The organism is Pseudomonas sp. TE31087, from assembly GCF_057284075.1.
In genome coordinates, this window is sequence record NZ_JBXVNN010000001.1 from 1,778,189 (window position 1) to 1,793,688 (window position 15,500).

The following is a 15,500-nucleotide window of genomic DNA, read 5'->3' on the forward strand; positions in this document are numbered from 1 at the left end:
CCCTGGCCTGATCGAGGCCTGATGAGCGATGAACCATGAGCGATAGAATCCCCTTCCGAGTCATCGAGATTGCCCCCGCCGCCAACAAGAGCAAAAGCCAGGTGGCCGATGGCATCCACACCCGCAGCTTCACCGGCTTCTACCGCAACCTGCGGATTGCCTTCGCCGGGTTGCTGTTCGTACTGTTCTTTGGCACCGCCTGGTTGCAATGGGGCGACCGTCAGGCCGTGCTCTGGGACCTGGCCGAAAGCAAGTTCCACATCTTCGGCGCGACCTTCTGGCCGCAGGACTTCATCCTGCTGTCGGCGCTGCTGATCATTTGCGCCTTCGGCCTGTTCGCCATCACGGTGTTCGCCGGGCGTGTCTGGTGCGGCTACAGCTGCCCGCAGAGCACCTGGACCTGGCTGTTCATGTGGTGCGAGAAGATCACCGAAGGCGACCGCAACCAGCGCATCAAGCTGGCCGCCGCACCTTGGGGCGTCGAGAAGATCGCCCGGCGCGGCCTCAAGCACGGCCTGTGGCTGGCCATCGGTCTGCTCACCGGCCTGACCTTCGTCGGCTACTTCACCCCGATCCGCCCACTGGCCGCCGAGCTGTTCAGCTTCGAGCTGGGCGGCGTTGCGCTGTTCTGGATCCTGTTTTTCACCGGCGCCACCTACCTCAACGCCGGCTGGCTGCGCGAGGCGGTGTGCATGCACATGTGCCCCTATGCGCGATTCCAGAGCGTGATGTTCGACAAGGACACCCTGGCGGTGGCCTACGACCCCAGCCGCGGCGAAGCCCGTGGCCCGCGCAAGAAAGGCAGCGACCCGCGCAGCCAGGGCCTGGGCGACTGCATCGACTGCACCCTGTGCGTGCAGGTCTGCCCCACCGGCATCGATATCCGCGAGGGTCTGCAGATGGCCTGCATCGGCTGCGCGGCCTGCATCGACGCCTGCGACGGGGTAATGGACAAGATGAACTACGCCCGCGGCCTGATCGGCTACAAGTCCGAGCACAACCTGCAAGGCGGCAAGACCCACTGGCTGCGCCCTCGCCTGCTGGGCTACGCCGCCGCGCTGACGGTGATGATCGGCGCCCTGGTGGTCGCCCTGCAGATGCGCCCGATGGTGTCGATGGACGTGATCAAGGACCGTGGCCTGTTCCGCGAGAACGCCCTGGGCCAGATCGAGAACATCTACCTGCTCAAGATCATCAACAAGACCCAGGAACCGCAGCACTATCGCCTGCGCCTGGTGGACGCCGACGGCTTCGAGCTGCACGGGCGCACTGAGTTCACCATCGCCGCCGGCGAGATGAGCGAGCTGCCGGTGTCGGTGGCGATGCTCGCCGACCGCCCGAGCAGCAGCTCCCAGGAGCTGACGTTCGAGATCCAGGACAGCGACCAGCCGGGCATCCGTAGCACCGCGCACAGCCGTTTCGTCGCGCCGATGAATCGCTGATCCCCTACACTGACCACCACCTTGCCTGCCCAGACCATAATGAAACGCTACGAACGATTTGCCGACGACATTGCCGAACTGATCCGCTCCGGGGTGCTTGGCCCCGGCCAGCGGGTGCCTTCGGTACGCTACGCCAGCCAGACCCACGGGGTCAGCCCGTCCACGGTGTTCCAGGCTTATTACCTGCTGGAGCGGCGCGGCCTCATCCGCGCCCGGCCGCGCTCGGGCTACTTCGTCAACGCCCATGCGCCGCGCCCGTTCAGCGAGCCGCAGCCCCAGGCGCCGGCCAGCGAGTCCACCGATGTCGATGTCAGCGGCCTGGTGTTCTCGATCCTCGACTCGATCAAGGATCCGCACACCGTGCCGTTCGGTTCGGCCTTCCCCAGCCCGACCCTGTTCCCCCTGCAGCGCCTGTCACGTTCGCTGGCCAGTGCCAGCCGGGCCATGGACCCGCGCATGGTGGTCACCGACCTGTCGCCGGGCAACCCGCAACTGCGCCGGCAGATCGCCCTGCGCTACATGGTCGCCGGGTTGATGCTGCCGATGGAGGAACTGCTGATCACCAACGGCGCCCTGGAAGCGCTGAACCTGTGCCTGCAGGCCGTCACCCAGCCCGGCGACCTGGTGGCCATCGAGGCACCGGCCTTCTACGCCTGCCTGCAGGTGCTCGAGCGCCTCAAGCTCAAGGCAGTGGAGATCCCGGTGCACCCGCGCGAGGGCATGGACCTCGGCGTGCTGGCCCAGACCCTGGAGAAACACCCGGTCAAAGCCGTGTGGTGCATGACCAACTTCCAGAACCCCGTGGGTGCCAGCATGCCGGAGACCAAGAAGCAGGAACTGGTCGAGCTGCTGCGGCGCCACCAGGTGCCACTGATCGAGGACGACGTCTACGCCGAGCTGTACTACTCGCAGCAGGCACCGAAACCGGCCAAGGCCTTCGACACAGAAGGCCTGGTGATGCACTGCGGCTCGTTCGCCAAAAGCCTGGCCCCCGGCTACCGGATCGGCTGGGTGGCGGCCGGACGCTTCGCGCAGAAGATCGAGCGACTCAAGCTGATGACCTCGCTGTGTGCCTCGATGCCGGCCCAGGCGGCGATTGCCGACTACCTGCAACATGGCGGCTACGATCGCCACCTGCGCAAGCTGCGCTACGCCCTCGAGGGCCAACAGGCCAACATGCTGGCCGCCATCGCCCGCCACTTCCCGGCGCAGACCCGGGTCAGCCAACCCTCCGGGGGCTACTTCCTGTGGCTGGAGCTGCCCGAGCAGATGGACGCCCTGAAGCTGTTCCACATGGCTTTGGCCCAGGGCATCAGCATCGCGCCGGGGCCGATCTTCTCGCCGACCCGGCGCTTCGGCAACTGCATCCGCCTGAACTACGGCAGCCCCTGGGGCGATGCCGCCGAGCAGGCCATGGAGACCCTGGGGCGGATCGTGCGGTCGTTTTGATGGCTTGATGGCTGGGAGCATGGACCACAACTATAGTGTTACGGTCCACCGGATGGATCCAGCCTATGCCAGCCCCGTCGCCATCTTCCGAGCAGTTGCAGGCCCGTATCGAGACCCTCGAAGCGCGGGTAGCCAGGCATGATCTGGAGTTGGTTTGTTTCGAGTTGTTACGCTCCTGCATGGCCGAAGGTTTCTGTGTCCTGGAACTGCTTGATGGCCCCCAAGGGCCATTGAGCGACTACCGCTACATCCTCAGCAACGACGCCTGCCTGCGCCATACAGGCCATGACAAGCGGATGGGGCAGACCGTACGCGAGCTGATCCCGGACGAAGCCGATGCCTGGGTGCCGCGCTTTGCCGAGGTGCTGCGCAGCGGCCAGCCGGTACGCTTCGAACAGCGCCTGAACGCCACCGACCGTTTGCTCAACGTCACCGCCTATCGCTTGGGCCCAGCCAATGACAGACGAGTGGCCGTACTGTTTACCGGTGTCCCGGCCAGCGAACAGGCGCGCCAGCTGCTGCACGAGCAAACGGAAGAGCGCATGGACAAGGCCGAAACCAACAACAGGTTGCTCGGCGAGCTGGTGGACCACAGCCTGGCCAATGTGTTCGCCGCAGACTGCAACTTACGCCTGGTGGCGATCAACCGCACGGCGCGCGAAACCTTCGAGCGCTTGCATGGCATTTCGCCCAAGGTTGGCGACCATGTCCATGACATCCTGGCAGGTCTGCCACAGATCATGGAGAAGCTCCAACCGATCTGGCCCCGACTTATCACCGGGGAGTCTTTCGTCGAGATGGTCAGCCTGGGCACGCCTGACCATCCCCGCCATTATGAAATGCGCTACAACCCACTGCGCGACGGCAAAGGCCAAATCCGTGGCGGCTATCTGTTCGCCTACGACATCACCGCCCGCGTGCAGGAACAGGAGCGCTTGAGGCAGGCCGAGGAAGCCTTGCGCCAGTCGCAGAAGATGGAAGCCATCGGCCAATTGACCGGCGGCATCGCCCATGACTTCAACAACCTGCTCGGCAGTATTCTCGGCGCGCTGGAGCTGGCCGAAAAGCGCCTGACGCAGGGGCGTCAGCAGGACAGCAGGCATCTGCTCGACATTGCCCGGCAGAACACCTCGCGCGCGGCTTCTCTGGTCCAGCGCCTGCTGGCTTTCGCCCGCCAGCAGGCGCTGACGCCACAGCCGCTGGATGTGCACCACCTGGTCGCCGGCATGCGCGAACTGATCCACAGTTCCCTTGACACCCATATAACGTTCGTCGATGCCACCCGCGCCGGCCAATGGCTGGTCTGCGTCGATCCATCGCAGCTGGAAAGCACACTGCTCAACCTGTGCATCAACGCCCGGGACGCGATGGCGCAGGGCGGCACCCTGCGCATCAGCTGCGGCAACTGCCAGCTGGATGCCGCGCAGGCTGCAGCCCTTCAGCTCAAAACCGGACAGTATCTGCACATTCAGGTCGAAGATACCGGCTGTGGCATGACCCAGCAGATCAGCGAGCGTGCCGCCGAACCTTTTTTCACCACCAAGCCCCTGGGGCAAGGCACCGGGCTGGGCCTGTCCATGGCTTATGGCTTCGTGCGCCAGTCAGCCGGCCAACTGAGCATCGACAGCTCACCAGAGCGCGGCACCTGCATCCACATGTATTTACAACGTGCTCATGCAGGCAGTGCAGCGCAAGCAGACGATATGCCGCAGGCGATCACGCAAGCAAGGCCCAGGCAACCGCTCATCCTGCTGGTAGAAGATCAAGCGACACTGCGTCTGGTGATACGGGAAATCCTCGAGGAACAGGGTTTGCAGGTTCAGGACTTCGAGAATGGCCGCACGACCCTGTGCGCCTTGGACGAAGGCGCTCGCCCAGACTTGCTGGTGGTGGATATCGGGCTGCCGGGGGATATCGACGGATACCAGGTCGCCAATGCCTGCTGGGCTATCGACGAGCATCTGCCCACCCTGTTCATCACCGGCTACGATGGTGCCATCGATACCCACCGGATCAAGGGCTCGCCGCCCATGACCCTGTTGCACAAACCCTTCGAACTGACACTGCTGACCAGCAGCGTGCATGAACTGCTGAACGCCGCGCGAAGCAAGCCCCGCGCAAGGCCTTGAACCGCGCGACTGGACAGGCACACCGACTGGCGATTAGCGTATCTGACCTCACATCGACGGATGCCCGCATGCCCTCGCGCGAACTGCAGTCCCTGCGCCTGGAAGTTGAACGCCTACGCCAGCGCAACGCCTTGCTGGAGGCCGAACTGGCCAATCCACCACGGCATGATCCCGACCTGTTCCGCTTTCTCTTCGACACGATGGACGAAGGGTTCTGCGTCATCGAATTCTTCGACGGCCCGCACGGCCCGCTGAGCGACTACATCCATATCCTCGCCAACGCCGCCTATGCCCGCCATGCGGGGATTCCCAACGTGGTGGGGCAGAAGCTGCGCGAGATGGTGCCGGACGAGGCCGACGACTGGGTGGCCCGCTATGGCCAGGTGCTACGCACCGGTGAGCCTCTGCAGTTCGAGCAGGAATTGATTGCCACTGGCCGGGTGCTGTCGGTCACCACCTTCCGGATCGAGCCCGCCGGGAAACACCAGGTGGCGGTGCTGTTCAAGGATGTCACCGAACGACGCCGCGCAGAAACCGCCTTGCAACAACTCAACGACCAGCTCGAGCAACGGGTCACCGCAGCCCTGGCCGAACGCAGCCTGTTTGCCGAGCTGGTCGAACACAGTGTCGCCCGGGTGCAGGTGGTGGACACCGCGTTGCGCTTGCTCGCGATCAATGCCCGTGCAGTCAAGGATTTCGAGTACCTGTTCGGACGCAGGATCAAGGCGGGCGACAGCCTGCTCGAACGCCTGGAGGGATTCCCCGAGGAATGCGAACGATCGGTGGCGCTATGGCGCAGGGCATTGTCCGGTGAAAGCTATACCGAAGTGATCGAATACGGTCGCGGCAATGACAGGCGGCATTTCGAACTGCGCTTCACCCCCTTGCGTGACCACACCGGCGGGATTGTCGGTGCCTATCTGTTCGTCTACGACATCACCCGCCAGGTCTGCGAGCAGAAGCGGCTGCTCGAGGCCGAGGAGGCCCTGCGCCAGGTCCAGAAGATGGAGGCCGTAGGCCAGCTCACCGGCGGCATCGCCCATGACTTCAACAATCTGCTTGGCGGCATGCTCGGCGCCCAGGAGTTGATACGTCAGCGGCTGCAGAAGGCCCGTTACGCCGAAATCACGCCATTGTTGAACAGCGCCTGTGAATCCGCGCAACGGGCCGCCACGCTGGTGCAACGCCTGCTGGCGTTCTCCCGCCGCCAGACCCTGCTGCCCCAGGCCACCCGCCTGAGCACGCTGGTAGGGGGCATGGAAGACCTGATCAGCCGCAGCGTCGGCCCGGCCATCGAGGTGCGCAGCGATTTCGAGCAGGAAAACGGCACGGTGTTCATCGATCCACCGCAACTGGAAAGCGCCCTGCTCAACCTGTGCATCAATGCCCGCGACGCCATGCCTGCCGGCGGTCGCATCGACATCCGCTGCAGCGCGCTGGAGGTGACGCAGGATACAGCCCAGTCACTGGACCTGCCTTCCGGGCCCTACCTGCGCTTGAGCGTCAGCGACACCGGACGCGGCATGCCAGCGGAGGTGATCGATCGCGCGATCGAACCCTTCTTCACCACCAAGCCCATGGGGCAAAGCACCGGACTGGGCCTTTCCATGGTCTATGGCTTCGTCCGTCAGTCAGGTGGGCAACTGCAGATCTGCTCCCAGCCGGGCGAAGGGACCTGCATCCACCTCTACCTGCCCAGGCATGAGACCGTTGCCCAGCCTGCGCCTGCAAAAGCTGCGTCACTGCTGTCCGCTCGCGGGCCCGGAAAGCGGGTACTGCTGGTCGAAGACCAGGCCGCGTTGCGCCTGGTGATCGCTGAAGTGCTCGAGGAGCTGGGCCACCAGGTCGATGGCTACGCCACCGGACCTGCGGCACTCGAGGCAGACCTGGGGTTCGACCTGCTGATCACCGACATCGGCCTGCCCGGCGGCATGAACGGCCGCCAGGTCGCCCAGGCCATGCGCGGGCGACTGCCTTCGATCCCGGTGCTGTTCATCACCGGCTACGATGCCAACGCGGTGCTTGAGGATGGGCCCCTGCCGCAAGGCATGCGTGTACTGACCAAGCCCTTCGACCTCGAAAAGCTGGTGGATCAGGTCGATCTGTTGCTGCGCGACTGACGAGCCTAGGGTCTGTACGAAATGTGTCTGCGCGAAGGCCAGACAAGGCGAAACGGGGGGAGGAAGCGCAGTGTACTGGAGTACATGAGCATTCCGAGCCCCGTTTCAACGCAGTATGGGCGAGTGCAGATACATTTCGTACAGAGCCTAACGTCCGCCACTCAGGTCGATGAAGGTGCCGGTCGCGTAGGACGCCTTTTCCGACAGCAACCACAGGATCGCCTCGGCCACTTCCTCGGGCTGGCCACCGCGCCCCATCGGCAAGCCCGGCTCGAGCTTGCTGACGCGGTCCGGATCGCCACTCAGGGCATGAAAGCCGGTATGGATGTAGCCCGGCCGCACGCCATTGACCCGCACGCCCTCGCCGGCTACTTCCCTGGCCAGGCCCACCGTGAAGGTGTCCAGGGCACCCTTGGAAGCGGCATAGTCGACGTACTCGTTGGGCGAGCCCAGCCGCGCGGCCATCGACGACACGTTGACAATCGCCCCGCCCTGGCCGCCATGGCGGCGGGCCATGCGCAGCAAGGCGTGCTTGGCGCAGAGGATCGGGCCGACCACATTGGTCTTCATCACCTTGAGCAGGCGGAACTCGGACATGTCCTCGACGCGACTCTGCTGGCCGATGGTGCCGGCATTGTTGACCAGCGCGGTAACCGGCCCGAGCTCCTGGTCGACGCAGCGGAACAGCCGCACCACTTCGTCCTCGACGCTGGCGTCGGCGCGCACAGCAATGGCCTCGGCGCCCAGCGCACGGACCTGCGCCAGCATCGCCTCGGCGGCCTGGTCGTCAGCGTGGTAGTTGATGCAGATGCGGTAACCCTGTTGCGCCGCCAGCAATGCGGTGGCGGCGCCGATGCCCCGGCTGGCGCCGGTGATGACGATGACCTTGTCCATGAGTCTGCCAAGTAGCCAGGTAAAGGCCTACAAGATTAGGGGAAATGCCATCATTTGAAAACGGGGCAGGTGCTGCATGGACAGGATCATTGGTTCAATGCCCCGCGGAAGCCGGACCGGCCTTGGCAGTGAACGGTGGCTTGGCCAGCCATACCAGCAGGATCAACCCGGCGAACACCCAGGTAAGCAAGGTGAAATAGTCCACCGTCGACATCATGTAGGCCTGGCTGTTGAGGATCTGTTCCAGCTTCGCGTAACTCTGCGGAGTGGCCCCGCCCAGCTGCTCCAAGGTCTGCCGGGTGGCCGGATCGAAGCTGCTGATGTGCTCGCTCAGGTAGGCGTGGTGCTGGTCGGCCCGGCGAATCCAGATCCAGGTGGTCAGCGACGCGGCAAAGCTGCCGCCCAGGGTGCGCAGGAAGGTGGCCAGCCCGGAACCGTCGGCGATCTGGTGCGGCGGCAGGTCCGACAGCAGGATGCCCAGGGTCGGCATGAAGAACAGCGCCACGCCGATGCCCATGAACAACTGCACCAGGGCGATGTGCAGGAAGTCCACCTCGTTGGTGAAGCCGGCACGCATGTAGCAACTGGTACCGATCGCCAGGAAGGCGATGCCGGCCAGCAAGCGCAGGTCGAAGCGATGGGCGTACTGGCCGATGAAGGGCGACATGAGCACCGGCAGCAGGCCGATCGGCGCCACCGCAAGGCCTGCCCAGGTGGCGGTGTAGCCCATCTGGGTCTGCAGCCATTGCGGCAGGATCAGGTTGATGCCGAAGAACCCCGCGTAGCCGCCCACCAGCACCAGGGTGCCGATGCGGAAGTTGCGGTGCACGAACAAACGCAGGTTGACCACCGGATGGCGATCGGTCAGCTCCCAGATGACGAACACCGCCAGGAACACCACCGAGATCAGCGTGCCAATCACGATGAACGACGACTCGAACCAGTCCAGGTCGTTGCCTTTGTCCAACACCACCTGCAACGCGCCGACACCGATGATCAGGGTTAGCAGGCCGATATAGTCCATCGGCTGGCGACTGGTGACTACCGGTCGCGCACGCATCTGCTGGCGCACCACGGCGGCGGCGAACAGGCCGATCGGCACGTTGATGAAGAAGATCCACGGCCAGCTGTAGCTGTCAGTGATCCAGCCACCAAGGATCGGCCCGGCAATCGGCGCGACCACCGTGACCATCGCCAGCAGCGCCAGGGCCATCCCCCTTTTCGCCGGCGGGTACACGGCGATCAGCAGGGTCTGGGTCATCGGGTACAGCGGGCCGGCCACCACGCCCTGGATCACGCGGAACAACACCAGCTCGGGCATCGACTGGGCGACGCCGCACAGGAACGAGGCCAGCACGAACAGCAGCGTGGCCCAGATGAACAGCTTCACCTCGCCGAAGCGTCGGCTGAGCCAGCCGGTCAACGGCAAGGCAATGGCGTTGCTCACCGCGAACGAGGTGATCACCCAGGTGCCCTGCTCCGAACTCACGCCGAGGTTGCCGGAAATGGTCGGCAACGCCACGTTGGCGATGGTGGTGTCGAGCACCTGCATGAAGGTCGCCAGCGACAGGCCGATGGTAGTCAGCAACAGGCTCGGCGGGGTGAACTGCGCGGGGGCCTGCTGGCTCATCGCTGAGCCGTCTTGCCGGTGGCGCTGTTCTCGTGGATCAGCCGGGCGATCAGGTCGTCGGCCTCGACCAGCTGACGGTCATACACCTGGGTGGTGTAGCTGGCCTGCTGCGGTGGCTGCTGGGCCAGGGCCGGGCCGCTCTGGTCGTGCAGGTCGACCTCGGTGACGGTGGACAGGCCGATGCGCAGCGGGTGCTTCTTCAGTTGCTCGGGATCAAGGTGGATGCGCACCGGTACGCGCTGGACAATCTTGATCCAGTTGCCAGTGGCGTTCTGTGCCGGCAACAGGGCAAAGGCGCTGCCGGTGCCCGCGCCGAGGCTGTCGACGGTGCCGGTGTACCTGACTTCGCTGCCGTACAGGTCGGCGGTGATCTCGACCGGCTGGCCAATGCGCATGTCGCGCAGCTGGGTTTCCTTGAAGTTGGCGTCGATCCACACCTCGTCCAGCGGGATCACCGCCATGGTTGTCGTGCCCGGTTGCAGGCGCTGGCCCAGTTGCACGGTGCGTTTGGCGACATAGCCGGTCACCGGCGCCACCAGCGTGGTGCGGGCATGGTCGAGGTAGGCCTGGCGCAGGTCTGCTGCGGCGGCCATCACTTCCGGATGCGAGGACACCACGGTGTCGTCGACCAGCGCGGTGCTGGTGTTGAGCTGTTGGCGAGCGCTGTTGACGGCGGCCTGGGCCACGGTCAGGTCATCGCGGGAGTGGGCGACTTCCTCGGCGGCAATGGCGCCGCTGTCGGCCAGCACCTTGCGTCGGTTGTAGTCCTGCTGGGCCTTCTGCAACTCGGCCTGGCGGGTCTGCAGTTGCGCCTTGAGCGAGTCGACATTGCTGTACAGCCCGCGCACCTGGCGCACGGTACGCGCCAGCTTGGCCTCGGCCGACTGCAGGGCGACCTCGCTGTCGGCCGGGTCGAATTGCAGCAGTACCTGGCCGGCATGGACCAGGTCGCCGTCATCGGCGCCGATACTGGTGACGGTGCCGGTCACCAGCGGGGTGATCTCCACGACATTGCCGTTGACGTAGGCGTCGTCGGTGCTTTCGTACCAGCGCCCGACCAGGCTGTACCAGGCCCAGGTGCCTGCACCGGCAAGGACCAGTATCAGCAACAGGGCGAGCAGCCAGACCTTGCGCTTGCGTGTGTTGTCAGGCGCGGGGGCCGGGATGGAGGTGTCAGCGGGAGTGGCCATGACAATACCTTGGAAGATGCGTGACAGGGATCAACGATCGCCGAAGCGGCGGATCGTCAGAGGGTCGCCGGCGTTGATCAGGACCTTGGCGAGCAGTTGCTCGAGGGTCTTGAGTTCCTCGGGCTGCAGCACGCCGACCAGTTCGTTCATCGCCGCCGCGCCGACCTGCGGGAGGCGGTCGGCCAGGCGCTGGCCATCGGCGGTCAGGGCCAGGCGCACCTGGCGGCGGTCGTCGGGGCAACGGTTGCGCAGGATCAGGCCCTTCTGCTCGAGGCGGTCGAGCATGCGGGTCATCGAGCCGCTGTCCAGGCCCAGGTAGCGGCACAGTTCGGCCGGGGTGTCGACCTGGTACTGGGTGACGATGATCAGCACCTTGAACTGGGCGGCGGTGACGCCGTCGGCTTCCAGGTGCCAGTCGAGGATGCGGTCCTTGAGGAGTGCGGCGCGGCCGAGCAGCATGCCTATGGCGCAGGTCTGGAAGGTTTCCGGGGTGAAGTGGGACATCGGGGTCTGCTCGGAGAATTGTGTAAAAATATTACTGCTTAGGCAGTTAATGTCAAAGCTTTGATTAGGGGGCTAAAGAAATTTTTTTGTTTGGGATCGGGATTGGATGTGATTGTTTTGAATTTTGTATTCATATTCTTTAAATTTGTCGACATCTAGTCACCTTTTCGCCTTTACGGCGACCTACTTTTGCTCTTGGGCAAAAGTAGGCAAAAACCGCTGGCTCCATTCATACGGCCCCTGCGCTGCGCTCCGGGGTTCCCTCGCTCCGTTCTTGCTCCCGGGAGGACCGCGCTGAACGCCCCATCCTGGGGCGCAGCGCTTGACGGCCATCCATGGCCGTCACCTCCCTCCGCAAGAACTCCGCTCGGCCTCCTGAAGTCGCAATTGGCGGCGCCTGAACTACCGCGCGCTTAGAAGCAAGAGCAAGAGCACGAGCACGAGCACGAAATGCGAAGTTAGTTGTTTGAGCATTAGTTATGCATCGGTTGTTCCGGCCCTTTCGCGGGGCAAGCCCGCTCCTACAGCGTGGGAGCGGGCTTGCCCCGCGATACGATCGAGAGATTAACTAAACTTTCAACTAGCGACAGCTGCGCGAGTCCAGGCGCCGCCCGTAACTTCGCGACTTCAGGAGGCCGAACGCAGGACTTGCGGAGGGAGGTGACGGGCATGGATGCCCGTCAAGCGCTGGGGCCCAGGATGGGCCCTGCAGCGCGGTCCTCCCGGGAGCAAGGCCGGAGTGAGGGGACCCGGAGCGAAGCGTAGGGCCGGATGAATGGAGCGAGGATTTTTTGGTGACTTTTTGATCCTTCAAAAAGTTACCCGCCGTAAGGGCGGAAAGGTGAATAGGCGTCGACATCGCAAATGAATACGCATACAACTTCCGACACCAACCCAACCCAACCCATCATATTTTAATCCCGAGCCAGCGCCTCAATAGGATCCAACCGCGCCGCATTCCGAGCCGGCACAAACCCAAACACAATCCCAATCAACGTAGAACAAATAAACGCCGTAACAACCGACCCCAACGAAAACACCATCTCCCACTGCTTGACAAACAAGGCAAACAGATACCCGATCCCATAGGACAACCCGATCCCGATCACCCCACCGATCAGACAGACCATCACCGCCTCCACCAGAAACTGCTGCCGGATATCGGACTGCCGCGCCCCCACCGCCATGCGAATGCCAATCTCCCGGGTCCGCTCGGTGACCGACACCAGCATGATGTTCATCACCCCGATCCCCCCCACCACCAGCGAAATCACCGCGATCAGCGACAACAGCAGGGTCAGCGAGCGGCTGGTCTTCTGCACGGTCTGCATGATGCTGTCGAGGTTGTTGGTGAAGAAGTCCTTGGTCCCATGCCGCTGCAGCATCAGCTTGTTGACCTCCTCCTCGACCCGCTTGCTCGGCATGCCATCCTTGATCCGCACGCTGATGCTGTCCAGGTGGCGCTGGCCGAGCACCCGCCCAGCGGCGGTCTCGTAGGGCATCCACACGTTCAGCGTGTTGCCGGCGACGAACAGGTTCTTGTTCTCGGCGGTCACGCCGATCACCGTGCACGGCAGCTTGCCGACCAGGATCACCTGCCCCAGCGGGTTGACCCCGTCGCCGAACAGGCGCTTGCGCGTGTTGTGGTCGATCACCACCACCTGCGCCTGGCGCCGGGCGTCGTCGGCGCTGAACACGATCCCCGAGGCCAGCGGAATGTTGCGCACCTGGAAGTACTGCTCGCTGACGCCGTTGAGCTGCACGTCGGCATCGATGTTGCGGTAGCGCACCAGCGAGCTCTGGCCGATCACCGGAGTGGCGCTGTCGACGTAGTAGAGCGCGTTGAGCGCCGTCACATCCGCCGGCATCAAGGTCTCGATGGCCTTGGCCCGGCTGTCGCCGAAACTGGTGCCCGAATAGATGTCGATGGTGTTGCTGCCGATCGCCTGGATGTCCTTGAGCACGTAACCCTTGGCGCCCTCGCCGATGGCCGAGATCGACACCACCGAGGTGATGCCGATGATGATCCCGAGCATGGTCAGCAAGGTGCGCATGCGGTGCGAGACCAGGGCGATCCAGGCCATCTTGAAGGCCTCGCGGAACAGGCCCAGGCTGGCCACCAGCCGCCGCGGCGCCTGCTCGACAGCCGGCGTGGCCTCGGCGGCTGGCGCCGGTGTCTCGGGTCGGGTGCGGCGGTCGCTGACGATCTGCCCGTCACTGACCTCGATGATCCGCTCAGCATGGGCGGCGACCTTGGGGTCGTGGGTCACCAGGATTACCGTGTGCCCGGCAGCGTGCAACTCCAGCAGGATGTTCATCACCTCCTTGCCGCTGGCGGTGTCGAGGGCGCCGGTGGGTTCGTCGGCAAGGATCACCTCGCCGCCGTTCATCAGCGCCCGGCAGATGCTCACCCGCTGCTGCTGGCCGCCAGACAGCTGGCTCGGGCGGTGGGCCAGATGGGTGCCCAGGCCCAAACGGCCCAGCAGTTCACGGGCACGGGCATGGCGTCCGGCCTGGGGCACGCCGGCATACACCGCCGGAATTTCCACATTGCGCAGGGCATCCAGGTGCGGCAACAGGTGGTAGCGCTGGAAGATGAAGCCGAAATGGTCGCGGCGCAGCGCAGCCAGGGCGTCGTCGTCCAGGTCGCGGGTTTCCTGGCCGCTGACCTGGTAGCTGCCGGCGCTGGCATGGTCCAGGCAGCCGAGGATATTCATCAGGGTCGACTTGCCCGAGCCCGAGGCGCCGATGATCGCCACCAGCTCACCGGCATGGATCTGCAGGTCGATACCCTTGAGCGCCAGGAACTCACGGTCGCCGGCCATAAAGCTGCGGCTGACCCCCTGCAGGCGCAGCAACGGCTGCTTCTGGTCAGCAGGCCGCGCCAGGTGCGGTGAAAGCTCGACGGTCATGTTCATGCTCACGCCCCCGCCTCGCCCGACACCGGCTCGCCGATCACCACCCGATCGCCTTCGGCCAGGCCACCCTTGACCTGCACCTTGACGTTGTTGTTGATCCCCGCCTGGACCTTGCGCACCTGGGCGAAGCCCTTGCCGTCGATCACCCGTACCGGGAAACTGCCGTCGGCGTCGCGCGGCCCCAGCGCCGCCACCGGCACGGTGAGCACGCCCTGGGCGGTGTCGAGGACGATGCGCACCTGGGCGGTCATCGAGATGCGCAGGCGGTGCTCGGGGTTGGGTACCTCGAACAGTGCGTTGTAGAACACCGCGCTGGCCTGCTTGGCCGCGCCGCTGTTCTTGTCGCTGCTTTCCAGGTAGTTCTGCGGCGCAGGCTCCGTGCCGCGCAGCTTGGCGTAATAGCGCTGGTCATCGCCGAGGATGGTGAAGTACACCTGCTGGCCGGGGCTGATGTGGATCACGTCGGCCTCTGACACCTGGGCCTTGATGGTCATGGTGTCGAGATCGGCCAGCTTGAGGATCACCGGTCGCCAACTGGTTGGAGATCACCGTCTGGCCTTCCTGGGTGACGATGCCCACCACATGGCCGTTGATCGGCGCGACGATGCGGGTGTAGCCGAGGTTGACCCTGGCGGTGTCGATCTGCACCCGGGCGCTCTTGATCTGCGCGTCCAGCGAGCGCAGGTTGGCCTGCTGCACCTCGAACTCGGACTCGGCACTCTCGAAATCCTGGCGCGAGATCGACTCGTCGTCCTGCAGCACCTCGTACCGCTCGTAGACCCGCTTGGCCTGCTTGAGCTTGGCCTGCACCGAGCGCCGCTCGGCCTGCAGCTTCTCCTCGTCGACCTCGGCCTGGCGCAGGGTGTTCTGCGGCACCAGCGGGTCGATCTCGGCCAGCCACTGGCCCTCGCTGACCTTGTCACCGAGCTTGACCTTCAGCGACTTGAGCTGCCCGGAAACCTGGGCGCCAACGTCTACCTGGCGGATGCCCTCCAGGGTGCCGGTGGCCAGCACCGCGTTCTCGATGTCGCCACGCTCGACCGTGGCGGTGATGTACTGCGGCGGCTTGGCCGGGGCCTGCACCGCGTACAGCACGATGCCGGCGACCAGGGCCGCGGCGACCCCAAGGGTGATCTTGCGAAACTTCGTCTTTTCCATAAAACCGTTCTTCCAGAATCCGATGAGGTCCCGTGGGCGCGGGCATGCCCCGCGCCCACGACGGTG

General features: G+C 64.6%; 9 protein-coding genes and 1 pseudogene. 4 read left to right on the plus strand and 6 right to left on the minus strand.

What is annotated here, in order from left to right; genetic code table 11:
* Positions 1-35: 35 nt before the first annotated feature.
* From ccoG to ACZ899_RS08220, 4 genes are all read left to right on the plus strand, one after another.
* Complete coding sequence (ccoG, locus tag ACZ899_RS08205) at positions 36-1,442, plus strand: cytochrome c oxidase accessory protein CcoG (RefSeq protein WP_232855376.1); 1,407 nt, start codon at positions 36-38, stop codon at positions 1,440-1,442.
* A 39-nt stretch (positions 1,443-1,481) separates the two neighbouring features.
* Positions 1,482-2,891, plus strand: a complete 1,410-nt coding sequence (mapR, locus tag ACZ899_RS08210; protein ID WP_234562910.1) for a GntR family transcriptional regulator MpaR — start codon at positions 1,482-1,484, stop codon at positions 2,889-2,891.
* A 65-nt stretch (positions 2,892-2,956) separates the two neighbouring features.
* Positions 2,957-5,020: a PAS domain-containing sensor histidine kinase gene (locus tag ACZ899_RS08215; RefSeq protein ID WP_234562909.1), complete on the plus strand. Its 2,064-nt coding sequence runs from the start codon at positions 2,957-2,959 to the stop codon at positions 5,018-5,020.
* 68 nt (positions 5,021-5,088) lie between these two features.
* Positions 5,089-7,140 (plus strand): PAS domain-containing protein, encoded by a 2,052-nt coding sequence (locus ACZ899_RS08220; protein WP_234562908.1) that lies wholly within the window; start codon positions 5,089-5,091, stop codon positions 7,138-7,140.
* Between the two features lie 147 nt (positions 7,141-7,287).
* On the opposite strand, the gene ACZ899_RS08225 is transcribed toward ACZ899_RS08220, so the two are convergent.
* From ACZ899_RS08225 to macA, 6 genes and pseudogenes are all read right to left on the minus strand, one after another.
* Positions 7,288-8,034, minus strand: coding sequence for an SDR family oxidoreductase (locus ACZ899_RS08225; protein ID WP_203646991.1), 747 nt, complete (start codon positions 8,032-8,034; stop codon positions 7,288-7,290).
* 94 nt (positions 8,035-8,128) lie between these two features.
* Complete coding sequence (locus ACZ899_RS08230; RefSeq protein ID WP_203646992.1) at positions 8,129-9,664, minus strand: DHA2 family efflux MFS transporter permease subunit; 1,536 nt, start codon at positions 9,662-9,664, stop codon at positions 8,129-8,131.
* Positions 9,661-10,854 carry an HlyD/EmrA/EmrK family protein gene (locus tag ACZ899_RS08235; RefSeq protein ID WP_234562907.1) on the minus strand — a complete coding sequence of 398 codons (1,194 nt, stop codon included), beginning with the start codon at positions 10,852-10,854 and terminating at the stop codon, positions 9,661-9,663. Before ACZ899_RS08235 ends, ACZ899_RS08230 begins: the two co-directional genes overlap by 4 nt.
* 30 nt (positions 10,855-10,884) lie before the next feature.
* Complete coding sequence (locus ACZ899_RS08240; RefSeq protein ID WP_203646995.1) at positions 10,885-11,358, minus strand: MarR family winged helix-turn-helix transcriptional regulator; 474 nt, start codon at positions 11,356-11,358, stop codon at positions 10,885-10,887.
* 914 nt (positions 11,359-12,272) lie between these two features.
* Positions 12,273-14,276 carry a MacB family efflux pump subunit gene (locus ACZ899_RS08245; protein WP_234563128.1) on the minus strand — a complete coding sequence of 668 codons (2,004 nt, stop codon included), beginning with the start codon at positions 14,274-14,276 and terminating at the stop codon, positions 12,273-12,275.
* A gap of 2 nt (positions 14,277-14,278) precedes the next feature.
* Positions 14,279-15,434 (minus strand): annotated as a pseudogene (macA, locus tag ACZ899_RS08250) (macrolide transporter subunit MacA).
* Between the last annotated feature and the right edge of the window lie 66 nt (positions 15,435-15,500).

What these genes read in the sequence shown, in the direction of transcription:
- mapR (WP_234562910.1), top strand. Translation starts at nt 1,482, where the DNA reads ATGAAACGCTACGAACGATTTGCCGACGACATTGCCGAACTGATCCGC.
- ACZ899_RS08240 (WP_203646995.1), bottom strand. Translation starts at nt 11,358, where the DNA reads ATGTCCCACTTCACCCCGGAAACCTTCCAGACCTGCGCCATAGGCATG.
- ACZ899_RS08235 (WP_234562907.1), bottom strand. Translation starts at nt 10,854, where the DNA reads ATGGCCACTCCCGCTGACACCTCCATCCCGGCCCCCGCGCCTGACAAC.
- ccoG (WP_232855376.1), top strand. Translation starts at nt 36, where the DNA reads ATGAGCGATAGAATCCCCTTCCGAGTCATCGAGATTGCCCCCGCCGCC.
- ACZ899_RS08225 (WP_203646991.1), bottom strand. Translation starts at nt 8,034, where the DNA reads ATGGACAAGGTCATCGTCATCACCGGCGCCAGCCGGGGCATCGGCGCC.
- ACZ899_RS08230 (WP_203646992.1), bottom strand. Translation starts at nt 9,664, where the DNA reads ATGAGCCAGCAGGCCCCCGCGCAGTTCACCCCGCCGAGCCTGTTGCTG.
- ACZ899_RS08245 (WP_234563128.1), bottom strand. Translation starts at nt 14,276, where the DNA reads ATGAACATGACCGTCGAGCTTTCACCGCACCTGGCGCGGCCTGCTGAC.
- ACZ899_RS08220 (WP_234562908.1), top strand. Translation starts at nt 5,089, where the DNA reads ATGCCCTCGCGCGAACTGCAGTCCCTGCGCCTGGAAGTTGAACGCCTA.
- ACZ899_RS08215 (WP_234562909.1), top strand. Translation starts at nt 2,957, where the DNA reads ATGCCAGCCCCGTCGCCATCTTCCGAGCAGTTGCAGGCCCGTATCGAG.